19 protein-coding genes and 1 tRNA gene are annotated in these 20,808 nt (G+C 66.6%); 11 read left to right on the plus strand and 9 right to left on the minus strand.

Annotation, left to right across the window (positions count from 1 at the left end; all coding sequences use genetic code 11):
• The first annotated feature begins 3 nt into the window (after window positions 1-3).
• Window positions 4-1,206 (plus strand): glycoside hydrolase family 10 protein, encoded by a 1,203-nt coding sequence (locus KBY74_RS01620; protein WP_396123058.1) that lies wholly within the window; start codon window positions 4-6, stop codon window positions 1,204-1,206.
• On the opposite strand, the gene pepN is transcribed toward KBY74_RS01620, so the two are convergent.
• Genes pepN through KBY74_RS01635 form a run of 3 tightly spaced genes read right to left on the minus strand, consistent with a single transcriptional unit; the run spans window position 1,207 to window position 4,930 of the window.
• Complete coding sequence (pepN, locus tag KBY74_RS01625; RefSeq protein ID WP_254941204.1) at window positions 1,207-3,864, minus strand: aminopeptidase N; 2,658 nt, start codon at window positions 3,862-3,864, stop codon at window positions 1,207-1,209.
• 5 nt (window positions 3,865-3,869) lie between these two features.
• Window positions 3,870-4,370, minus strand: a complete 501-nt coding sequence (locus KBY74_RS01630; RefSeq protein WP_254941205.1) for a cAMP phosphodiesterase — start codon at window positions 4,368-4,370, stop codon at window positions 3,870-3,872.
• Window positions 4,370-4,930, minus strand: a complete 561-nt coding sequence (locus KBY74_RS01635; protein WP_254929626.1) for a hypothetical protein — start codon at window positions 4,928-4,930, stop codon at window positions 4,370-4,372. The genes KBY74_RS01630 and KBY74_RS01635 overlap by 1 nt, the downstream gene beginning before the upstream one ends.
• A gap of 89 nt (window positions 4,931-5,019) precedes the next feature.
• Here KBY74_RS01635 and KBY74_RS01640 point away from each other — a divergent pair, with 89 nt between their 5' ends.
• Both KBY74_RS01640 and KBY74_RS01645 read left to right on the plus strand, forming a co-directional pair.
• On the plus strand, window positions 5,020-6,207 hold the full coding sequence (locus KBY74_RS01640; RefSeq protein ID WP_254941206.1) for a histidine kinase: 1,188 nt from the start codon (window positions 5,020-5,022) through the stop codon (window positions 6,205-6,207).
• An 89-nt stretch (window positions 6,208-6,296) separates the two neighbouring features.
• Window positions 6,297-6,369, plus strand: a tRNA-Glu gene (locus KBY74_RS01645).
• Window positions 6,370-6,462: 93 nt separating this feature from the next.
• On the opposite strand, the gene KBY74_RS01650 is transcribed toward KBY74_RS01645, so the two are convergent.
• The gene (locus KBY74_RS01650; protein ID WP_254929629.1) at window positions 6,463-6,933 is read right to left on the minus strand and encodes an SRPBCC family protein; all 471 of its coding nucleotides are present in this window, start codon (window positions 6,931-6,933) and stop codon (window positions 6,463-6,465) included.
• Between the two features lie 240 nt (window positions 6,934-7,173).
• Between KBY74_RS01650 and KBY74_RS01655 the strand changes: the two genes are divergently transcribed.
• From KBY74_RS01655 to KBY74_RS01685, 7 genes are all read left to right on the plus strand, one after another.
• On the plus strand, window positions 7,174-8,316 hold the full coding sequence (locus tag KBY74_RS01655; protein WP_254929628.1) for an FAD-binding oxidoreductase: 1,143 nt from the start codon (window positions 7,174-7,176) through the stop codon (window positions 8,314-8,316).
• 142 nt (window positions 8,317-8,458) lie between these two features.
• Window positions 8,459-9,982, plus strand: a complete 1,524-nt coding sequence (zwf, locus tag KBY74_RS01660; protein WP_254941221.1) for a glucose-6-phosphate dehydrogenase — start codon at window positions 8,459-8,461, stop codon at window positions 9,980-9,982.
• 36 nt (window positions 9,983-10,018) lie between these two features.
• Window positions 10,019-11,314, plus strand: a complete 1,296-nt coding sequence (locus KBY74_RS01665) for a glucose-6-phosphate dehydrogenase assembly protein OpcA (RefSeq protein WP_254941207.1) — start codon at window positions 10,019-10,021, stop codon at window positions 11,312-11,314.
• A 14-nt stretch (window positions 11,315-11,328) separates the two neighbouring features.
• Window positions 11,329-12,816: a cobyrinate a,c-diamide synthase gene (locus tag KBY74_RS01670; protein WP_254941208.1), complete on the plus strand. Its 1,488-nt coding sequence runs from the start codon at window positions 11,329-11,331 to the stop codon at window positions 12,814-12,816.
• Complete coding sequence (locus KBY74_RS01675; protein WP_254941209.1) at window positions 12,813-13,067, plus strand: acylphosphatase; 255 nt, start codon at window positions 12,813-12,815, stop codon at window positions 13,065-13,067. The genes KBY74_RS01670 and KBY74_RS01675 overlap by 4 nt, the downstream gene beginning before the upstream one ends.
• Before the next feature lies 1 nt (window position 13,068).
• Window positions 13,069-13,689 (plus strand): histidine phosphatase family protein, encoded by a 621-nt coding sequence (locus KBY74_RS01680; protein ID WP_254941210.1) that lies wholly within the window; start codon window positions 13,069-13,071, stop codon window positions 13,687-13,689.
• Window positions 13,686-14,372: a GAP family protein gene (locus KBY74_RS01685; RefSeq protein ID WP_254941211.1), complete on the plus strand. Its 687-nt coding sequence runs from the start codon at window positions 13,686-13,688 to the stop codon at window positions 14,370-14,372. The genes KBY74_RS01680 and KBY74_RS01685 overlap by 4 nt, the downstream gene beginning before the upstream one ends.
• A 32-nt stretch (window positions 14,373-14,404) precedes the next feature.
• On the opposite strand, the gene KBY74_RS01690 is transcribed toward KBY74_RS01685, so the two are convergent.
• The 4 genes from KBY74_RS01690 to folD all read right to left on the minus strand — a co-directional run bounded on the left by KBY74_RS01690 (window position 14,405) and on the right by folD (window position 18,319).
• Entirely contained in the window at window positions 14,405-15,856 is a 1,452-nt protein-coding gene (locus tag KBY74_RS01690; RefSeq protein ID WP_254941212.1) for an ATP-dependent RecD-like DNA helicase, read from the minus strand.
• Entirely contained in the window at window positions 15,849-16,334 is a 486-nt protein-coding gene (locus tag KBY74_RS01695; RefSeq protein ID WP_254941213.1) for a divergent PAP2 family protein, read from the minus strand. The genes KBY74_RS01690 and KBY74_RS01695 overlap by 8 nt, the downstream gene beginning before the upstream one ends.
• The gene (gene crtE, locus KBY74_RS01700; RefSeq protein WP_254941214.1) at window positions 16,331-17,233 is read right to left on the minus strand and encodes a geranylgeranyl diphosphate synthase CrtE; all 903 of its coding nucleotides are present in this window, start codon (window positions 17,231-17,233) and stop codon (window positions 16,331-16,333) included. The genes KBY74_RS01695 and crtE overlap by 4 nt, the downstream gene beginning before the upstream one ends.
• 207 nt (window positions 17,234-17,440) lie before the next feature.
• The gene (gene folD, locus KBY74_RS01705; RefSeq protein ID WP_254941215.1) at window positions 17,441-18,319 is read right to left on the minus strand and encodes a bifunctional methylenetetrahydrofolate dehydrogenase/methenyltetrahydrofolate cyclohydrolase FolD; all 879 of its coding nucleotides are present in this window, start codon (window positions 18,317-18,319) and stop codon (window positions 17,441-17,443) included.
• A 69-nt stretch (window positions 18,320-18,388) separates the two neighbouring features.
• On the opposite strand from folD, the gene KBY74_RS01710 reads away from it, so the two are divergent.
• Complete coding sequence (locus tag KBY74_RS01710; protein ID WP_254941216.1) at window positions 18,389-20,458, plus strand: HDIG domain-containing metalloprotein; 2,070 nt, start codon at window positions 18,389-18,391, stop codon at window positions 20,456-20,458.
• On the opposite strand, the gene KBY74_RS01715 is transcribed toward KBY74_RS01710, so the two are convergent.
• The coding region (locus tag KBY74_RS01715) for a hypothetical protein (RefSeq protein WP_254941217.1) at window positions 20,455-20,808 on the minus strand (354 nt) is incomplete at its 5' end. The two genes, KBY74_RS01710 and KBY74_RS01715, sit on opposite strands and share 4 nt — an antisense overlap.

Here is a 20,808-nt window from a genome sequence, read left to right on the forward strand (position 1 = left end):
CCGGTGAAGTTGAGTCGTTTCGCCCGCTTAAAGGCCTTTTTGCCAGCTGCGGCGAGCATTTTGCTCACCCTGCCTTGGGCTGCCACCGCTCCACTGCTGGCCCAAACGCAGCCAGCTCCGCCCCGGCGCATCGGCGTGTGGCTCACCAATAGCCCCAGCCCCCTCTACTACGACCCCGCCCGCATCGATCGGGCGGTGCAGGAGCTGGCCGAAGCGGGCTTCAACACCCTCTATCCAAACGTGTGGAGCCGGGGCACCACCTTCCACCGCTCCCGCCACGCGCCGATGGAGCCGGCCCTGGAGAAGGCCAACCCCAACCTCGATCCGATCTGCCGCTTCACCAAGGCCGCCCATCGCCGCGGCCTGCAGGTGATCCCCTGGTTTGAGTACGGCCTGATGGAGCCTGCCGACGCAGCCGTGGTGCGCCAAAACCCCGATTGGGTGCTGCAGCGCCGGGATGGCAGCACTGAGATGGTCATGCACGGCAAGCCAATGGTGTGGCTCAACCCGGCCCACCCGGGGGTGCGGCAGCGCTTTCTTGGCCTGATCGGCGAAATCGTGCAGCGCTGCAGCGTCGATGGCATCCAACTCGACGATCACTTCGCCTGGCCGGTGGAGCTGGGCTACGACCCCTACAGCCGCGAACTATTCCGGGCGGCCACGGGCCGGGAGCCGCCAAACGACCACACGGATCGGGCCTGGATGCGCTGGCGGCGTCAGCAGCTCACCGCCCTGCTGCGGGAGCTGCGGGGCCAGCTCAAGCCCTCTGGCACGGTGATCAGCCTCTCGCCGGGCCCCTTCCGCTTTGCTTACAACCACTGGCTGCAGGACTGGGAGCTTTGGTCCTTGGGCGAGCTGATCGACGACCTCGTAGTGCAGAACTACGCCCACTCGGTGAAGGGCTTCGAAAAGGACCTCAACCAACCGGCTCTGGTGAAGGCGCGCAGCTGGGGCATGCCTGTGGAGATCGGCATCCTGGCGGGCTTCGGTGGCCGTACCCCAACCATGGCGACCCTGGCCCAGAAAGCCCAGCTGTCGCTGCAGCGGGGCCATGGCGTGATCTATTTCTATTGGGAGGGCCTTTGGGGTTTGCACGCCGGTCCTGAGGGGGCTGCCTACCGCAAAGCTGCCTTTCGCCAGCTGCACCAGAGCCTCAAGGGGGCGCCCATGCCCCCTCCGCCGGTAGATCTGCCGCAGCGGCGCTGATTAGTTTGCGCCCAGGCACTGACTAACCACCTCACCGGTGTTTGGGGAGAGAGATGCTGCCGCCAGCTGCTCAAGGGCTGCGTTCATCGCGGCTGAACGGACTGGTCCGTAGCTCTGCCAACGGCTAAACACCTTGGCCAGGCGCGAGGCTGTGATCGGGTTGCGCTGGTCGAGATCGGCGATGCGAGCTGCCATGAAGCGGTAGCCGGAGCCATCGGCGGCATGGAACACCGCCGTATTACCGGCGAGCCCCCCGAGCACGGCCCGCACCGAATTGGGCGCCGCGGGATCAAAGCGGGGATGTTCCAGCAGGCGAGCCACCCGCTCCAAGCCATCGGCAAAGGGCGCAGATGCTTCTAAGGCAAACCAGGCATCAAGGATCACCGGCTTGTGCTGCCAGCGCTGGTAAAAAGCCTCCACCGCCTGCTGGCGCTCAGCGATCGGATGGCACTGCAAAGCCCGCAGGCCGGCCCGGGCCAGGGTCATCGAGGGGCCGTGCACCGCCGCCGCTGCGGCCGCCGCAACCTGCGCATCACCGGCGGCCACCCGCCAGCTCCACACGGTGCCCGTAAGCAGGCGATCGCCGTTACCAGCGGGCCAGGCCAGGCTCCACTGGGGCGTGCAGCGCTCCAGGGCAGCGCTCAGGGGCACGGCCAAGTCCGCACCAAAACGCTGCTGCAGGGCAAGAAGCGCCGCAAACAGGGCCGGCGGATCGGGCTCAGCGCCAACGGCAACGGCGGCATCTTCGAGCTCTGGCAAACCTGGCAGGGCCAGCAACACGCTGCGGCTGGCCTCGGATAGGGAGGGATCGGCCAGGATCCGGCCGAAGGCATCGATCAGCTCCTCTTCCAGCAGGCCATCGGCGCTGCCTGCGGCGCGGGCCAGCACGGCTTGGCGCAGCAGCACCTGGCCCGCATCCCAGCGGGCAAAAGGATCGCTATCGGCAGCCAGCAGGTGCACCAGCTCGGCGGTGGGCCGGCCCATTTCCAGGATCACCGGCGCTGAAAAATGGCGTAGTAGGGAAAGGGCCGGGGGATGGTGCTGGCGAGGGAGTCCCACCAAGCGCAGGTTCTGCTGGGGCTGGTCGATCACCAGCAGGCGGGTGCCATCGCCAGCTAGCCGGGCTGGGTCTGGTTCTCCCTCGAGACGCACGGGGAGGGATTCGCCGCCCTGACCCAGCAGTCCCAGGGCCAGGGGAATCACCAGCGGCTGCTTGTCGCTCTGGCCGGGTGTCGGTGGGGTGTGTTGTTGAACCTGCAGCTCCAGTACGCCCGTTTCGCCATCCCAGTGACGCTGGATGTGCAGCCGCGGCGTGCCGGCCTGGTGATACCAGCGGCGAAATTGGGCGAAATCAAAGGGCGGCGGCACGGGGGCGGCATCCTGCATGGCCTGCACGAAGTCTTCGCAGGTGGCGGCGGTGCCGTCGTGGCGGCTCACATAGAGCGCCATCCCCCGCATGAACGCCTCCTCACCCAGCAGGGTGTGCAACATACGAATAAGTTCCGATCCCTTTTCGTAGATCGTGGTGGTGTAGAAGTTGTCGATCGCCTGATAGGCATCAGGCTGCACGGGATGGGCCGTGGGGCCGGCATCTTCACGAAACTGGCTATTACGCAACATCGAAACATTTTCGATGCGATTCAATGCCGCACCATGCATATCTTCCGTGAAGCTCTGGTCGCGAAACACTGTTAGGCCTTCTTTAAGCGAAAGCTGGAACCAGTCGCGGCAGGTAATGCGATTACCTGTCCAGTTGTGGAAATACTCGTGGGCAATCACGCTCTCGATCCGCTCAAGCTCGCCATCAGTAGCGGTTTCGGCGTCGGCTAGCACCAGCTTGGAATTAAAGATATTGAGGCTTTTATTCTCCATCGCGCCCATATTGAAGTGACGCACCGCCACGATGTTGAACTCATCGAGGTCGTATTCGAGGCCGTAGCGCTGCTCATCCCAGGCCATCGAGCGTTTCAGGGACGCCATGGCGTGGGCGGTGTAAGACGCATCGCCGGGTTCCACGTGGATGCGCAGGGCCACGGCGCGGCCGCTGGCGGTGGTGAAGCTGTCTTTCACCTCCTCAAGCTGGCCAGCTACCAGGGCAAACAAATAGGAGGGTTTGGGGAAAGGGTCGTCCCAAACAGCGAAGTGGCGTCCGGCGTCGAGGTCGCCGGTTTCGATGCAGTTGCCATTGGAGAGCAGCACCGGACAGCTGGCCCGATTGGCTTCGATCCGCACCTGAAAGCGACTGAGCAGATCGGGGCGGTCGGGGTGAAAGGTGATACGCCGAAATCCCTCTGCTTCGCACTGGGTCGTGAACAGCCCGCCACTGGCGTAGAGCCCTTCAAGGGTGCTGTTGGTTTCCGGGTGGATGCGCACCCGGCTCTGCAGCTGAAAAACCCCAGCGGGAGGCTGGGTGATCACCAGCTGGTCGGCGCTGAGCTCAAAGGCCTCAGCCGGCAGGAGCTCGCCATCGAGACGCAATTCCAGCAGCTCCAAGTCGACGCCCTGGAGCACCAACGGTCCCGACTGGGCCAGCGGATTGGGCACGAAGGCCAGCTGGGCCAGCACCTCGGTGTGGCCGGAGTGGAGCTGCACCGTCAGATCGGTGCGCTCAAGCAGATACGGCGCCGGACGGTAATCGGCGAGGCGCACGAGGGGCATGGGAATTACTTAGTGGTATTGGGCTTAGGAGTAGCGGGCTTAGGGGTGGCGGGCTTAGGAGTAGCGGGCTTCACTGCTGGCTTGGCATCGGGCGACTGCTTGATGGCGTCCTGCACCTTTGCCATCACATCTGCTGGCACCTCCTTGGGGCAGATCTCAGCGGCACCGAGGACAGCCGAGTTGATTGATCCCTTGCGCAGGTCGTCGATGCTGAGCGGCTTAGCTCCCACCTGGCTGATCACGCCATCGTGCTGGCCCTGAATCAGCTGGGCGATGGTTTCGCCAGCAATGCCCACCGCTTTATCGAAGGGCACCCCTGCCCCCCGGGCAATGCAAACGTTTACGGCTGCAATCCGGGTGTAGAGGTTCATTTCCGCCTCAGTGGCTGGAGCTGCCAGGGCTGCTGCCGGGACCAGCAGCAGGGGAAGCACCAGCAGGGGAGCCAGAAAACTACGGGGCATCAGGAACACCGGAAAAGAAAAATTGCTGACTGCATGCTGCTGCATCAAGGCAGGGCGTCGTGCGGGATGGGCGCCCCCGCTTCTTCAACTCTGATCTCGTGGTGGGTTTCGGCCACATCCAGGGCGCCGTTCTTCCAGGAGTAGATCGAACGGGAGCGGTAGCGGTCTTGGTCGACCAGGCGAGTGTGCTCAAGGATGTCCCACTCCTGATAGTGGGATTCAAAAATCAGCTCGTGCTCATCCACCTGGCGGATCTGACTTTTGGTGGGAGCGCCGCTCAAGTAGCCGGAGCTGCGGCTGAGCTGGTGACCGCAGAGATTGGCCTCCATGGTGCCAGTGGGCACGTAGCTGGGCTTTTTCTCGAAGAAGCCAAACTCCTGCTCGGGCCACCAAGTGAAGCGATAGGCAGCATCACCCTCCACCGGCTCACTGAATATCTCCACCCGCAGCATCATGTCGAGCCGCAGCGCCTCCCCATCCTCAAATAAATACAGCCGGCGCGAGCGCCACAGGCCCAGGTTGCGGGCAAACCAGCGCCTTGTATTGCTGTCGAGCTGAATCCTGGGGCGCGGCGCCACTGGACTGGAATTTGAAGGCATGCTCATGACATCCCGGCCCTAGGGCGCACGGCATTGGTTTATTTAGTCATAGCGAAATCGAGCTGCTCTGGCCAATTCCCCATAGGGTTGGCCACGTGAGCGCCGATCACCCCACCACGGCCGCCCAGGTCGCCAACGACGGAGCGACCGAACGCCCCGAACTGAAGCTGCTGCTTGTCGCCACCAGCTACCACCTGGCCAGCCAGGACCTACGCAACCTGATCCAGTTCCTCAAAAGCGAGGAGTGCGCTTTCAAGGTGAGCCTGGAGATCGCCGATCCGGGCCACCAACCCCAGCTGCTGGAGCTGCACCGGCTGGTGGCCACCCCGGCCCTGGTGAAGCTCGACCCCCTGCCCAAGCAGGTGATCGCCGGCAATGCCATCACCCAGAAGCTGCGCAGCTGGCTGCCGCGCTGGCAGCAGATGGAGGTGGTTACGAGCCTGGGCATGAGCCTGCGGCCCGCTGAAATTGATGGCAGCCGCACCAAGCGCGAGCTGCAGTTGGAAGACCAGCTGCTGGTGCTGCGCCAGGAAAACGAAACCCTGACCGAGCGCCTTGGGGTGCAGGAGCGCCTGCTGCGGATGGTGGCCCATGAGCTGCGCACGCCGCTGACGGCTGCCAAGCTCGCTCTCCAGAGCCACACCCTCGGCCAGATCGACGAGACCCGCTTCCGCGACGTACTCACCCGCCGCCTCGACGACATCCAGGAACTCTCCAAGGACCTGCTGGAGGTGGGTACAACCCGGTGGGAGGCCCTCTTTAATCCCCAGCGCCTGGCGCTGGGCAAGGTGGCCGCCGAGGCGATCCTGGAGCTGGAAAAACTCTGGATTGGCCGCGACCTAGAGCTGATCACCGACATCCCCGCCGACCTGCCAGATGTGTTCGCCGACCAGCGCCGCATGCGCCAGGTATTGCTGAACCTGCTGGAAAACGCCCTCAAGTTCACCCCGGACCGGGGCCGGGTGCACCTGACCCTGCTGCACCGCACCGACCAGTGGGTGCAGGTGAGCTTTTGCGACACCGGGCCGGGTATCCCCAAAGCGGAGCAGGAACGGATTTTTCTGGATCGGGTGCGCCTGCCCCAAACCTCCGGCACCACCTCTGGCTACGGCGTGGGCCTATCGGTGTGCCGCCGCATCGCCGAGGTGCACGGGGGGCGCATCTGGGTTGTGTCGGAGCCCGGCGAGGGTGCCTGCTTCCACGTCAGCGTGCCGGTCTGGAGCGGCCAGGTCCAACCCGCCCTGACGCCAAGGGGGCCTGATCGTCGCGGCGCCCCCCACTGATAACAGGCCTGAAGCGCTGCTCTCCTTGACGAAGGGTCCCCCTGCCCCGTAGCTTCCAATACATCAACGCCCTACAGCGTTGTGGCCTCGCCCCCATCGTCTAGAGGCCTAGGACACCTCCCTTTCACGGAGGCGACAGGGGTTCGAATCCCCTTGGGGGTATACATAAATCCAGCTCCTTTAATGCCCAATGGGCAAAAGAGAAGGGTTATTTAGTTCAACTCTTGTTTAATCAGGAATACAACTCCTGTTTAATCAGGATTGGGCGGCGCGGCGTTCCGCCTCTCGCTGCACTCCGCGCAAGTTGTTGGCCAGGTCTTCGCGCAGACGTTGCTCGATCAAGCCAATCGGCATGCCGGGCCGGCCCTGCACCGTGAGCTCGTAGAGCAGGTGGGTGGTTTCCCCAGTGCGGCCGATCTGCCAACAGCCTTCAAAGCGGCGGAAATCACCGCGGCACATGCAAAAACGCAGCTCGCCCGCCTCGATATCTTCCTCAATCTCGAGCTCCACCTTGGCGCTGAAACGCAGCCCACAGAACTGCTGGGTGCCCACCTGCTCCAAACCCACCCGATTGCCGCGGCGCCAAAGCTGGCGGGAGGAGGCCAGGTTGGGAATAAAGCTGTTGAGATTGGCGTAATCGGTGAGCACGGACCAGATCCAGCTGGGATCAAGCGGTAGGCGCAACTGCACCGCCAGGCGCCTGGTGCCCTGGGGCAGACGCTCCATCTCCTGCTGGATGGTGTCGAGGCTGCAAATGGCGGTTGGGGCGGAATTGGTCAAATCCGCAGGCCCATTCGACAACAAATCCGGCTCAGCCAGTTGGCCGGGCAGACCTGATCGGGCAAGAAGCTGCGCCAAGGACGCACGGCGTAAGTGTGCTGGGGCACAAACCTAGCGGTGTCTGCCTGGAATTCGCTGCGGCCGTGTTCCCTATGATCAGCGCGTTTTTGAGGGGACTGAGTCTGCATGCGTGTTTCCACCGGTCGCGCCAACCAGTCCGACAACCGGATGTTCACCGTCGTGGTGGAAGCCTTCGGAGTGAGAAGCCAGCGTCAGGCTGAGCGCCGCTTCACCGTGCCATTCGGCCAACTCCAGGGCCTGATGCAATCAATCGCTCAGACAGGCGGTCGCATCAGCGCCGTTCTCGCAGACGATGGCGCCAGCCCAGCACCCGCCCCCAAAGCAAACGCCGCTCCTTCGAAACCCGCTGCCGTGTCCCACGCCGACGTTCCCGTCAACCTTTACAAGCCGAAGGATCCGTTCGTCGGCACGGTGACCGACAACTACAGCCTGCTGGCGGAAGGGGCTATCGGCCGGGTGAATCACATCACCTTCGACCTCTCCGGTGGTGACCCCCAGCTGCACTACGTCGAAGGCCAGAGCATCGGCATCATTCCCGACGGCACCGATGCCAACGGCAAGCCCAACAAGCTGCGCCTTTACTCAATCGCCAGCACCCGCCACGGCGACAACCTGGAGGGCAACACGGTGTCGCTGTGCGTGCGCCAGCTGCAATACGAGAAGGACGGCGAGACGATCAACGGCGTCTGCTCCACCTTCCTCTGCGACATCGAACCCGGCGCCAAGGTGAAGATCACCGGCCCGGTGGGCAAGGAGATGCTGCTTCCTGAAGACGAGGAAGCCAACGTGATCATGCTGGCCACCGGCACGGGTATCGCGCCGATGCGCACCTACCTGCGCCGCATGTTTGAGCCCTCCGAGCGAGAGAAAAACGGCTGGCATTTCCGCGGTAAGGCCTGGCTGTTGATGGGCGTGCCCACCACCCCCAACCTCCTTTACGACGACGACTTCAACCGCTACGTCAGCGAGTTTCCCGAAAACTTCCGCTACACCAAGGCGATCAGCCGCGAGCAGCAAAACGCCAACGGCGGCCGCATGTACATCCAAGACCGCGTCAGTGAGAACGCCGAGGAGATCTTCTCCTGGATCGAGAATCCCAAGACTCACGTCTACATGTGCGGTCTGCGGGGCATGGAGCCCGGCATCGACGAGGCGATGACCGCCGCCGCCACTGCCAAGGGTTTGAACTGGGCCGAGTTGCGTCCCCAGCTCAAAAAAGCCGACCGCTGGCACGTCGAAACCTATTGAATTCGAGCCCAATCCGCTTCCCCTGCCCGCCCCCAAGGCGGGCTTTTTTTTGGCGAATCCCACACAGAAACCATCACAAAGTGGGCCAAGCGGTGGGCGACGGCGCCAGGCCCGTTAAACCATGGGCACCAGACAGGCACTCATGGGCGCTGTGCTCACCAATCCACTGCGGGTAGGACTCCGCCAGGAGCGGGTTATCCCGCCCCAATGCCTGGTGATTTTTGGGGCCAGTGGCGACCTCACCCATCGCAAGCTGGTGCCGGCGCTGTTTGAGTTGTTTCGCCAGCGCCGCCTGCCCAGTGAATTTGCGGTGCTGGGCTGCGCCCGCCGCCCCTGGAGCGATGAGGAATTCCGCGGCAAGATGGCCGAGGCCATGGCCCAAGAGGTGGCTGAGCACCGGGTGGCCTGGGAGCAATTTGCCGCCGGGCTCTTCTATGAGCCGGTGGATCTGGAGGATCCCCCTTCGGTGGTGCGGCTGGGCCAGCGGCTAGAGGGCATCGACCGGCTGCGGGCCACCCGCGGCAACCGCACCTTCTACCTGTCTGTGTCGCCCAACTTTTACGGCAGTGGCTGCCGCTCCCTGGCCGCCGCCGGGCTGCTGAGCGACCCGAGCCGCAGCCGGGTGGTGATCGAGAAGCCCTTCGGCCGCGACTACGGCAGCGCCCAGGAACTCAACCGGGTGGTGCAGACCTGCGCCCAGGAAAACCAGATATTCCGGATCGACCACTACCTGGGCAAGGAGACGGTTCAGAACATCCTGGTGATGCGCTTCGCCAACACGATCTTTGAGCCGATCTGGAACCGCAATTACATCTCAAGCGTGCAGATCACGGCGGCCGAAACCGTGGGCGTGGAGGAGCGGGCCGGCTACTACGAAAGCTCGGGCGCCCTGCGCGACATGGTGCAGAACCACCTCACCCAGATGCTGGCCCTCACGACGATGGAGGCACCGGGACGCTTCGACCCCGAGTCGATGCGCAACGAAAAGGCCAAGGTGCTGCAAGCGGCGCGCCTAGCCAATGAAGACGAGCCCTGGAAGTGTTGCGTGCGGGGCCAGTACGGGCCAGGGGGATCCAGCACCCGACCAATCGCCGGCTACCGCCATGAGCCGGGGGTGAACCCGGAAAGCACCACGGAGACCTACGTGGCGATGAAGCTGTTCATCAACAACTGGCGCTGGCAGGGCGTGCCCTTCTACCTGCGCACCGGCAAGCGCCTACCCAAGCGGCTCTCCGAGGTGGTGCTCACCTTCCGCGAGGCGCCCGTGCACCTGTTTGATGCCGCTGGCGGCGCCCCCACCCCCAACCAGCTGATCCTGCGCATCCAGCCAGATGAAGGCGCTGAATTCAAATTTGAGGTGAAGGCCCCCGGCTCCGGCATGCGCAGCCGGCCGGTGGATATGGCCTTCTCTTACGACAACAGCTTCGGTGAACCCAGCGACGAGGGCTACGTGCGCCTGCTGGCCGACGCCATGCTGGGCGACCCCACCCTGTACACCCGCAGTGACGAGGTAGAGGCCGCCTGGCGTCTCTACACGCCGCTGCTGGAACTGATCGAGGACGCCCCCTCCCAGCTGCCCGTGTACCCCTACGAGGCCCGCACCTGGGGTCCTGCCGCCGCCGACAACCTGCTGGCCGAAGACGGCCTGGCCTGGCGTCGCCCCTGATTTCTCTTGCCCTGACCCCATCCCGAGTCTGACCCCATGTCGACCCAGCTCACCCTCCAGGCCCCCCTCGCCCTACCCCCCGACCAGGTGCCCGGCTACCTGGAGCGCCTCTGGGATCGAGAATTGGGCAGCTCCCCCGGGGCCGCCACCTTCACCCTGGTGGTGTGGGAGGGCTCCTGGCTGGAGCAGCAGCTGGTGCGCTGCGGCCGGCTCGATGGACCAATCACGGGCCTACTCAATGAAACGGTGCTGGAGGCGGCCCGCGCCGCGGCGGTGAGCTGTGGCTTGCCCCTGAGCACGGCACCGATGGATCCCAAGCTGGCCTGGGCACTCGGCCAGCTTGGCGGCAATCACCACGCCGAAGACCAGCGCGGCCAGTTTGTGGAAGGGGCGATCAGCGCCCACATGCCCCGGCGACTGATCACCCTGGCCCCCACCCTCGACGGCGGCCAGCCCTTAGAAACCCTGGTGGCCGCCTACTGCCCCCTGCCGGAGGAGGGCGCTGGCGGCTCCGCTTGCGGCGACGTGGTGGTGCTCAGGGGCGGCACCGGTGCCCTGCGCCAGAACCTCGATCTGGTCCAACCCCTGATCGCCCCAGACCTGCCCTGCTGGGTGTGGTGGAACAGCAGCCTCGACGAGGCCCCTGAGGTGATGGCGGCTCTAGCCACCGGCGCCCGGCGCCTGGTGGTGGATTCGTCGCTGGGGGATCCGCGCCGCTGCCTCGACCTGCTGGTGGACCGGATCGATGCGGGCCAGCCGATCAACGACCTCAACTGGCTGCGGCTGCGCAGCTGGCGCGAATCGCTGGCGATGGTGTTTGATCCGCCCTCCCGGCGTGATGCCCTCAACCACGTGGTGCAGCTCGACCTAGACGTGGAGGGCAGCAACCCGGTGAAGGGTTTGCTGTTGGCGGCCTGGCTGGCCGACCGGCTGGGCTGGCACCTGATCTCCACCTATGCGGTGGATGGCGACGGGGTGGGCGATGGCATCGGCGCCGAATTCGAGCGCACCGACGGCCAGACCGTGCGCTTCCGCCAGATGCCAGTGCCAGTGGGCGTACCCAAAACCCACCCCGGCGCCATGGTGGGGCTGCGGCTGATCTGCCAAAGCAGCCAGGGCTCACCGCTATGCGTGATCCTCTGCTCCGAATCGGGCGGCTGCATGCGGCTCGAATCGGGCGGCATGGCGAGCATGGAACTGGCTGAGGAGGTGGTGCCCCTGCCCAATGAGAGCGAGGAGATGGAGATGGCCCGCCTGCTCTCCGGTGGCCACGACTCCACCAACCCCCTGCTGGCAGCCGCCGCCCCCCTCGCCGCCAAACTGCTGCCCTAACCCGGCTCCCCTGAATGGCATGTCTGATCGCCGCGCCCAGCAGCGGTAGCGGCAAGACCCTGCTGTCGCTGTGCCTGGCGGCCTGGGCCCGGGCGCAGGGCCTGGGTTTGCAGCCCTTCAAGGTGGGCCCCGACTACCTCGATCCCCAGCTGCTCAGCCGGGTGAGCGGCCACACCTGCCGCAACCTCGATCCCCTGCTGTGCGGGTCCGAGTGGCTGGAGCACTGCTTTAGCTGGCACGGCAGCCGGGCCGACCTGGCGCTGGTGGAGGGGGTGATGGGCCTGTTCGATGGCCGCGGCCCCAGCAGTGAGGGCAGCTCGGCAGCGGTGGCGGCCCAGCTCGGCCTGCCGGTGGTGTTTGTGGTGGAAGCGTCGCGGCAGGCGGGCTCCCTGGCGGCGCTGGTGCGGGGCTTCCGCGACCATGGCCCACCAGCGGTTCAGCTGGCCGGGGTGGTGCTCAACCGGGTGGGCAGCGAGCGCCACCACGCCCTGCTGGCAGAGGCGCTGGCCAGCATCGAGGTGCCGCTGCTGGGGGTGCTGCCGCACCACCCCAGCCTGGAGCTGCCCTCCCGTCACTTGGGCCTGCTGCCGCCGGGGGAGCTGCAAGACCTTGAGCAGCGCCAGGAGCAGTGGGCCGAGCTGGCCGCCCGCCACCTGAACATGGAGCAGCTGCTGCCCCTGCTGGCCCCACCAGCAGCCGAGCCAGGGGCAGAAAATCCGATCCACTGGTGCCTGCGGCAGAGCCCCCACTTACGCCAGAGCCCCCAGCTGCGACATAGCTCCCAGCCCCTGCCGGTGGCGATCGCCAGCGATGCGGCCTTCCATTTCCGCTATCCGGAGGCCGGCGAGCTGCTTGAGGCGGTGGGGCTGGAGCCGCGGGCCTGGAGCCCCTTGGCCGATGAGCCCCTACCCGAGGGCTGCCGGGCGGTGCTGCTGCCGGGGGGCTACCCGGAGCTGCACACGGCCCAGCTGGCGGCGAGCCGGCGCAGCCTGGGCGACCTGGCCCGGGCGGCGGCGGCGGGGCTGCCGCTGGTGGCCGAATGCGGCGGCCTGCTGCTGCTGGGCGAGCAGCTGGCCGATGGCGAGGGGCAGCTGCAGCCGATGGCTGGCGTGCTGCCCTTCAAGGCCCGCAAAGGCTCTCTGAGCCTGGGTTATCGCACGGCTACCGCCACGGCCAATGGCTTGCTGGTGCGGCCCGGTGAGAGCTTTTGCGGCCATGAATTTCACCGCTGGCAACTGGAGTCCCTACCCAACTGCAACAAATCTGTGGCGGCCGGCGACGGGCTGTGGCAGCTTGATGGCTGGGGGACCGCAGCCCGGAGCGAAGGATGGACAGCGCCGAACGTGCACGCCAGCTGGCTGCACCTCCACTGGGCTGGATGCCCGGTGATTCCCTCACGCCTGGCAGCCGCAGCCGCGCGCGCCGCGCCGCTGCCGACGAGCGCCGCTTCGTGCAGCCCCACGATCCCCGGCCCCAAATCCAGCAAGAACGCTGGCGTTTGATCGTGCGCGGCCAGGTGCATGGGGTGGGGTACCGGGCCGCCTGCAAGCTGCGGGCCCAGGACCTTGGCCTGAGCGGCTGGGTGCGCAACTGCTCCGATGGTTCGGTAGAGATAGAAGCTGAGGGCTGCCCGCAGGAGCTCACCGAGCTGCGGCTGTGGTGCGAGAAGGGCCCGGCTGAAGCGGTTGTGAACAGCGTGGCTAGCAGCCAGGTGGCCGCCGCCGGCACCGACTGGTTTGAAGTGCGCCGCTGAAATGACTCAGCTGAACACCCCTCCCCAGCTCGAACTGTGGCTGCTGCGCCACGGGATGACCAGCTGGGCCCGCGACGGGCGCCACACCGGCCGCACCGACCTGCCCCTGCTGCCGGAGGGTGAGGCGCAGGCCCGGGCCCTAGCGCCAGGGCTGGCGAGCCAGCGCTTTGCGGCGGTGCTGGTGAGTCCTCTGCAACGGGCCCGGCGCACCGCCGAGCTGGCGGGCCTGGGGGAGGGCGCCCAGATCTGCCCCGACCTGCAGGAGTGGAACTACGGCCGCTACGAGGGCATCAGCACCGCCGAGATCCGCGCCCAGGTGCCCGACTGGACCGTATGGAGCCATGGCTGCCCAGACGGTGAAAGCTGCCTGGAAGTGGAGCAGCGCTGCGGGCGGGTGATCGCCTTAGCCCAATCCCTGGTGGCCTCCCAGGCCGAGCTGGGCGCCGTTGCCCTGGTTGCCCACGGCCATATCTTGCGCAGCCTGGCGGGCACCTGGCTGGGGCTGGGGGCTGCAGGCGGGGCCCTGTTCAACCTAAATACGGCCACGCTGTCGGTGCTCGGCCACGAGCGGGAACGGCGCACGGTCGTGCGCTGGAATGCCCAGATAACGACCGCACCATGAGTACCAACCTGCTCGGCGAGCTATCAGCTTTTGGTTTGGCGATCGGCTTTTCGCCGCTGCACATCGGCCTGCTGCTGCTGCTCCTGCTCGGCCCCAAGCCGCTGCAGCGGGGCGGGCTGTTTGTGGCTGCCTGGCTGGTCACCGCCGCCCTGGCCATAACCCTGCTGCTCACGGTGGGCCACAGCCTGCTGCTGAGCATGGACAAGGGCAGTGACCACCTCACCGGCCTCGACCTACTGGCCGCCGGCGCCCTGCTGGGGCTGGGGGTGAAGGAGCTGCTGAATAAAAATGAAGAGGGTGCGGGGCCGCCGGGCTGGACGCGCCGCCTCGATCAGTTCTGTGCCCTGCCCCTGCCGCTGCTGCTGGCCATCAGTGCCGGCCTGCAGGTGGCCAGCCCCGACGATCTGTTCCTGTTTGCCAAGTCCGCCAGCAGCCTGCTGTCAGCGGGGCTCGGCCGCGGCCAGGAGCTGCTGGCCACTGGGATATTCAGCCTGGTGAGCGCCAGCCTGCTGCTGCTGCCGCTGCTGGCCCTGCTGCTGGCGGGCCCAGAGCGCATGCTGCCCCTGCTGGAGCGGGGCAAGCAGTGGCTGTTCGCCAAGGGCGACCTGCTGGTGGGCCTGGTGAGCGTGGCCCTGGCGATCTATCTGGGCTGGCAGGGCATCGAGGGCCTGCGGCTGGCCTAAGCAGCCAGAGCTATCAGGGAAGGGATCAGAGATCAGGAATCAGCCTGCAACCAGTCGCTCCAGAGCTGCTGGTCGGCGAGGGCGCTGGGGCCACCACCTGGCGCGCCGGCCTGGAGCGTGACCGCCTGGCTGGCCCGGCTCACGGCCACGTACACCAGCTGGCGGCGCAGCACGGTGTCGCTGGGCCAGAAGACATCGCCATCCACAAACACCTCGGCAAAAGTGCTGCCCTGGCTGCGATGCACGGTGAGAACGGCGGCCGGACCGAGGGAGGCAAAGGCATCTCGCACCAGGAAAAAACGGCGCCACAGCCCCTTGCCGTCCTGCTTGCCGGCGTCCTTGGCCTGTTGGCGTAGGCGGGCCAACACAGCCTCGAGGGCGATCCGGGCCGCCGAGCCCAGGGGCGGCAGTAGCCGCAGGCTCAGCTGGCTATCGCCGGCCTCCACCCGGGCGGTGAGGGTATCGATCACCGGCGCATCAGGCACGCCGAAGTCGGCCAGATCGCAGCGTTCGGGGATGACATCGCGCACCACCAGCTCCCGGTTGGAGCCCAGCAGCATGTCGGGCTCCTCGGCGGCATCCTCGCCCTCGCGGCAGGCGGGGGCCATCACGGCGGCGCGGGTGATCAGCACCTCACCTGGCAGCACCGGCAGCTGGTCGGCCATATCGCCGTGCAGGGCGCGGCGGGCGATCGGCACCAGCTGCTCGAGGGAGCGGTTGGTGTAGCAGAGGATGCGGGCTAGGTCGGGATTGTCGGTTTCGGCGCTGCGGCGCAGGGCGGCCTGGGCGGCCTCAAGCCACTCACGCCGCTCCAGCAGAGCCACCTGGCCGCTGGCATTGCGGATCGGCGGCAACGGCGGCGGCCGGCGGCAGGGCAGGTCGCCCTGGCGCAACCCCGAGGCCAGGCGCAGCACCGGCCCCTGGTGGCGCACCACCTGGCGCAGCTCGGCCCGGCTGGCCCGGCCCAGGCTGAACACCGGGCTCACGGGTTCACCAACCGGCGGCAACTGGGCCGGATCGCCCACAAACACCAGCCGGGTGCGAAAAGGGTGGGCGCAGCGCAAGCTGATCTCCAGCAGGGTGGAGTCCACCATCGAGGCCTCATCGATCAGCACCAGGCCCAGGTGCTCGAGGGCGACGGCGGTTTGCTCGGTTTCCTCGCAGCGCTCGATATCGCGCTGGCGCTTGAGTTTCAGCCGCAGCAGGCGGTGAATAGTGGAAGGAAACCAGGTGGGCGAAAGGCCAGCCCCAGCCAGATAGGAGCGCAGCACCCCCACAGCTTTATGGGTGGGGGCCACCACGGTCCAGCAGAGGCCAGTGGCCTCCACCTGGGCCAGAAAGCGCATCGAGAGGAAGGTTTTGCCGGTGCCGGCGTAGCCACTGAGCACAAAGGGCGTGCCATCTGCGGGCGCCGCCAGCCAATCGGCAAAAGCGGCGGCGGCTGCCTGCTGGTCGGCAGTTAGGGCCGCGGCGGGGTCAACCAACCGCAGTGAACCAGCCCAGGCCCTGGGCCAGATGCAGCGGCGAGCCAGCCAGCACCAAACCAGGCAAGGCCACCAGCGGACCGATCAGGGCGCCGATCAGCACCTCCAGGCGGGTGTGGCCAAGATTTTCCTTGAGGGGCTTGGCGTCCGGTCCCATCTCATTGACGCGGGCGGCGGTGAGGCCAGCGGCGCGGCGCACGCCGGAGGCGTCGTAGAGCACTACAAAACAGAGCACGGCCGCCAGGGCAAACAAGGGCCCCTCAAAGCCCTGCATCCAACCCAGGGCTGCGGTGGTGCCGGTGAGCAGGGCCGAGTGGCTCGAGGGCATGCCACCGGTTTCCACCAGCACCCGCGGATTCCAGCGGCGATGCACCACCAGCTCAATAACCAGCTTGGAGAGCTGGGCAACGCCACAGGCAGCCAGGCCCCACCAGAGCACGCCGTTGTCGAAGACGCCTACCAACATGGGGTTACTCATCGGTCGCGGCTCGTGATGTAGTCGGCCAGGGCAAGCAGGGGCGCGGCACTCTCGTGCCAGGAAGCCAGGGCGGCCTTGGCCTCGGCCACCAGGGCATCAGCCCGCTGGCGCGATTCCTCTAAGCCCAGCAGCTTGGGGTAGGTGGTTTTGTCGGCGGTGAGATCCTTGCCGGCGGTTTTGCCAAGCACCTCACTGCTGGCGGTGACATCGAGGATGTCGTCGATGATCTGAAAGGCCAAACCAATGCCGCGGGCGTAGGTGCGCAGGGCGGCCAGCAGGTCTTCTGAGGCGCCGGCGATCAGGGCGCCGGTGAGCACACAGGCCCGCAGCAGGGCGCCGGTTTTGTGCAGGTGGATGTATTCGAGGGTGTCGAGATCGACGGATTTGGCCTCGCACTCCAGATCCACCACCTGACCGCCCACCAGGCCGGGGGCGCCGGAAGCCAGGGATAGCTCGCCCACCACCGCCAGCAATCGCTCAGCCGCCACGCCTGGGCTGCGCAGCGCCACCATCTCAAAGGCGCGGGTGAGCAGGGCATCGCCGGCCAGGATGGCGTTGGCTTCGCCATACACCTTGTGATTGGTGGGGCGGCCGCGGCGCAGATCATCGTTGTCCATCGCCGGCAGATCGTCGTGGATCAGCGACATGGTGTGCACCATCTCGAGGGCCACCGCCGTGGGCATAGCCAGTTCGCTGTCGCCGCCTGCCAGCTCACAGGCCGCCAGGCAGAGGATCGGCCGCAGCCGCTTGCCACCAGCCAGCAGCGAGTAACGCATCGCCTCCCGCAGGGATTCGGGCCGCTCCGGCCCCAGGGAGCCATCAAGGGCCGCCTCTACCCGCAGGCGGGTCGCCTCCAGATAGGCGGCGAAGTCAAAGGGGCTGGAGTCCGCCGCGGTCATGGAGCTTCGGCCAGAGGCCTCCGTGCTAGCGGGATTCTCTCAGGCGGGGTGGCGCAGGGGGCTCAAGAGCACGGAAGGTTGCGGCCGAGAGCAATGGCTTCCATGCGCATGATCTCCTTGATTCCGTACAACTTTTACTGAAACAAGGAGAGCAGCAGAACATCACCCCCTTGACCCTCATCACCCCAGGGACCATCCAATCCCCGCTCAGGGCACCAGATCGCCCAGGCCGTGCTCGACACCGGCACGGCGGCACCAGGCCACCACGGTGTTTACCAGCAGCATGGTGACGGTCATCGGGCCGACGCCACCGGGCACGGGGCTGATGGCGCTGGCTAAGGGCTCCACCTCCTCAAAGCGCACGTCGCCGCACAGGCCGGTCTCGGTGCGGTGGATGCCCACATCAATCACCACGGCACCAGGCTTGACATGATCGGCGCCGATCATGCGGGGCCGGCCGGCGGCCACCACCAGCACGTCGGCCTGGCGGCTGAGGGCGGCAAGATCAGTGGTACGGGAGTGGGCCACGCTCACTGTGGCATCGGCAGCTTGAAGCATCAGCGCCATCGGCTGTCCCACCAGGATGCTGCGGCCCACCACGACCGCCCGCTGGCCGGAAAGGGCCACGCCGTGGCGGGCAAGCAGGGCCATCACACCAGCGGGGGTGCAGCTACGCGGCCCCGGCTCACCCTTGAGCAGCCGGCCCAGGTTGAGGGTATGCAGGCCGTCGGCATCCTTCTCAGGGTCGATCGCCAGCAGCAGCGGGCCTTCATCGAGGCCGGCAGGCAGGGGCAGCTGCAGCAGGATGCCGTCGCAGGCGGTATCGGCGTTGAGCTGCTGCACCGCGGCCAGCACTTCGGCCGCACTGGAACCAGCATCGAGGTGGGCGCCGAGGCTGGTGATGCCCACCCGGGCGCAGGCCTTCTCCTTATTAGCTACATAAACGCCACTGGCCGGGTCGTCGCCTACCCGCAACACCGCCAAACCAGGCGGACGTCCCACGGCTGCCAGTCGCTCAGCGATCGTCGCCTGCAACCGGAGTTCGATCTCACCGGCCAGCTGGCGACCGTCCATACGGGTGGCCATGGTGCAGAAAGCAAGCACGCCTCCCCAGCTTGCAATCCCGCCCGGCCTAGGGCCCGCTAGCGTTTTGGAATGGTGTTAAGGCGGCTGCGAACCCTGTGGCGGCAGCTATTGCGGCTGGAGCGCCCGCGGCATTCTCCAGGGGTTTGGCGCAATCGTGATACAGCGTCAGTGCTGCTGGTGTGCGCCCTTGTAGCACTGGTATCGAGTTGGCCCTGGTTGGTGGAGCCAAATCTGCGACCCGGCATGGAGGCTCCCTTCACCGCTAAGGCACCGCAGGCGGCAATGGTGGTGGATAGCAACGCCCTCGAGGAGCGGCGCCAGGAGTTGGTGCCTCGCAGCACGGTGCAGGTGGTGGATGAGCAGGCCAACGGGCAGCTGCGTCAGAAATTGGAGCAAGATCTGCAGGCGGTGGAGCAGCAGGCCAAATCAGACCAGCAGCGCATCGAACCGGTGGCAATCACCACCGAGGAGCGCGATTGGCTACGGGGCGCAGGGGGCACCCAGCTCACGGCCTGGGGCCGGGAGGTGCGCCAAGCCCAGCTGCGCATGCTCAGCCAGGGGCTGGCAGCTGGGGTGGCAGAAGGCCAGCTGCTGCAAGCGGCCACCCTGCAGCTCGAGCCCTTGGCATCCCTACCGCGGGGGCTGGGGGCACGGCTTTTGGCTAGCTCCCTGCAGGGCCACTCCAACCTGCGCAGTGATCCAGGCCTGAGCCAGCGACGCATAGAGGCCTTGATCACCCAGCAGGGAATCCCCACGATCAAGGTGCAGCAGGGAGATCTGATCACCCGTCAGGGCGACACGATCAGCCCCCAGGCCTTTGACGTACTCGATTACTTCGGCCTGGTGAACCGGCGGCCTCGGCCCCTGGCCTGGCTTGGTCACTTCCTCGAAGCGCTTGCCATGGCTGGCGTGCTGGTGCTGGTGCTGCGCCGCTGGCGGGCCTGCCTAGAGCCGCGGCAAGCGCTGCTGGCCCTGGGGGCCCTGCTGGTGGTGCAGGGTTGTGCGCTGTGGCTGGGGCCCCTGGCGAGTCCGCTAGTGCTGCTGGTGCCCCCGGCGCTGCTGCTGGCCCAAGGCCTGGGCACCCCCTGCGGCTTGGCCTGGCTGGCGGCAGCCAGCTTCCTGTGGCCGATGCCGATCACGGCCCTGATGGGAGTGAGGCTGCTGGTGGCGGCAGCGGTGGGCAGCGTGGCTGCCCTGGCGGCAGGACGTCAGCGCAGCCGGGCCGAACTACTGCAACTGGCGGTGCTGCTGCCCGGCGCGGGGCTGCTGCTGCAGTGGCTACTACTGCAATGGGGGCTGCAGGGGCCGGGAGCGGTGGCCCAGGTAGACCTCGTGAGCGAAGCCCTGCTGCTGGGCGGGCTGCTGATGGCGGGCCTGCTGCTGGCGCCGCTGGTGGAAACCTTCTTTGGCCTGGTGACGCGGGCGCGGTTGATGGAGCTGGCCGACCTGCAAAGGCCCCTGCTGCGGCGGCTCTCGGTGGAAGCACCCGGCACCTTCGAGCACACCTTGATGATCGCGGGCCTAGCTGAGGAGGGGGCGCGGGCCATCCAGGCCGACATCGACCTGGTGCGCACAGGGGCCCTTTATCACGACGTGGGCAAGCTGCACGGCCCCCAATGGTTTATCGAGAACCAGGGCGAGGGCGCCAACCCCCACGACAGTCTTGACGACCCCTTCGCCAGCGCCGCCATCCTGCAGGCCCATGTGGATGAGGGGTTGAAGCTGGCCCGCCGCTACCGGCTGCCGCGCCCCCTGGCCGACTTCATCCCAGAGCACCAGGGCACCTTGAAGATGGGCTACTTCCTGCACCATGCCCGCGAGCGGGAGCCGGGCGTTGCCGAGGAGAGCTTCCGCTATCGGGGGCCCACGCCCCGCAGCCGGGAGACGGCGATCTTGATGCTGGCCGATGGCTGCGAAGCAGCCCTGCGCTCCCTGCAGCCCGGTACTAGCGAAAGCGAGGCTCGCCAGATGGTGCGTCGGATCATCGAAGCCCGCCAGGACGACAACCAGCTAGCCGAAAGCGGCATCAGTCGGGCCGAACTGGAACTACTGATCCGGGCCTTCGTGCGGGTGTGGCGGCGGATGCGCCACCGGCGGATCGCCTACCCGATCCCAGCCAGAAAGGGCTATAGCGCCTAGGGCGGCTCCTCAAATTCCTTCCAGGCCTCGAGCAGGGTGTAGGCCGCCAGTTTGCGCCGCCAAACGTCTACCGCGCCGCCCTGATCTGGATGCCACTTGGGCAGGTTGCGGCGCCAGGCTGAGCGCACCACAGCCCAGGCACTGCCTGGCTCGACTCCAAGTTCGGCGCAGGCCCGCTCGTAGGCATCGGCCGGGCGTTCCGGAGCCGCTGCAGCCTGCGAAACCGACCTCCTCAGCAGCAGCCACAGACAGCGCAGCAGCCCATTGGCAATTAGCAAGACACCCACCCCGGCGAATATCGCCGGCGACCAGAGCATGCGCAGGCTGTCGGCAGCGAGCTTGGAGTTGCC

This window comes from Cyanobium sp. A1C-AMD, from assembly GCF_024346495.1.
Classification (GTDB): domain Bacteria; phylum Cyanobacteriota; class Cyanobacteriia; order PCC-6307; family Cyanobiaceae; genus Cyanobium_A; species Cyanobium_A usitatum.

What these genes read in the sequence shown, in the direction of transcription:
- zwf (WP_254941221.1), top strand. Translation starts at nt 8,459, where the DNA reads ATGGGCGCTGTGCTCACCAATCCACTGCGGGTAGGACTCCGCCAGGAG.
- KBY74_RS01665 (WP_254941207.1), top strand. Translation starts at nt 10,019, where the DNA reads ATGTCGACCCAGCTCACCCTCCAGGCCCCCCTCGCCCTACCCCCCGAC.
- pepN (WP_254941204.1), bottom strand. Translation starts at nt 3,864, where the DNA reads ATGCCCCTCGTGCGCCTCGCCGATTACCGTCCGGCGCCGTATCTGCTT.
- KBY74_RS01695 (WP_254941213.1), bottom strand. Translation starts at nt 16,334, where the DNA reads ATGAGTAACCCCATGTTGGTAGGCGTCTTCGACAACGGCGTGCTCTGG.
- KBY74_RS01655 (WP_254929628.1), top strand. Translation starts at nt 7,174, where the DNA reads ATGCGTGTTTCCACCGGTCGCGCCAACCAGTCCGACAACCGGATGTTC.
- KBY74_RS01670 (WP_254941208.1), top strand. Translation starts at nt 11,329, where the DNA reads ATGGCATGTCTGATCGCCGCGCCCAGCAGCGGTAGCGGCAAGACCCTG.
- folD (WP_254941215.1), bottom strand. Translation starts at nt 18,319, where the DNA reads ATGGCCACCCGTATGGACGGTCGCCAGCTGGCCGGTGAGATCGAACTC.
- crtE (WP_254941214.1), bottom strand. Translation starts at nt 17,233, where the DNA reads ATGACCGCGGCGGACTCCAGCCCCTTTGACTTCGCCGCCTATCTGGAG.
- KBY74_RS01635 (WP_254929626.1), bottom strand. Translation starts at nt 4,930, where the DNA reads ATGAGCATGCCTTCAAATTCCAGTCCAGTGGCGCCGCGCCCCAGGATT.
- KBY74_RS01685 (WP_254941211.1), top strand. Translation starts at nt 13,686, where the DNA reads ATGAGTACCAACCTGCTCGGCGAGCTATCAGCTTTTGGTTTGGCGATC.
- KBY74_RS01710 (WP_254941216.1), top strand. Translation starts at nt 18,389, where the DNA reads ATGGTGTTAAGGCGGCTGCGAACCCTGTGGCGGCAGCTATTGCGGCTG.
- KBY74_RS01630 (WP_254941205.1), bottom strand. Translation starts at nt 4,370, where the DNA reads ATGCAGCAGCATGCAGTCAGCAATTTTTCTTTTCCGGTGTTCCTGATG.
- KBY74_RS01650 (WP_254929629.1), bottom strand. Translation starts at nt 6,933, where the DNA reads ATGGAGCGTCTGCCCCAGGGCACCAGGCGCCTGGCGGTGCAGTTGCGC.
- KBY74_RS01680 (WP_254941210.1), top strand. Translation starts at nt 13,069, where the DNA reads ATGACTCAGCTGAACACCCCTCCCCAGCTCGAACTGTGGCTGCTGCGC.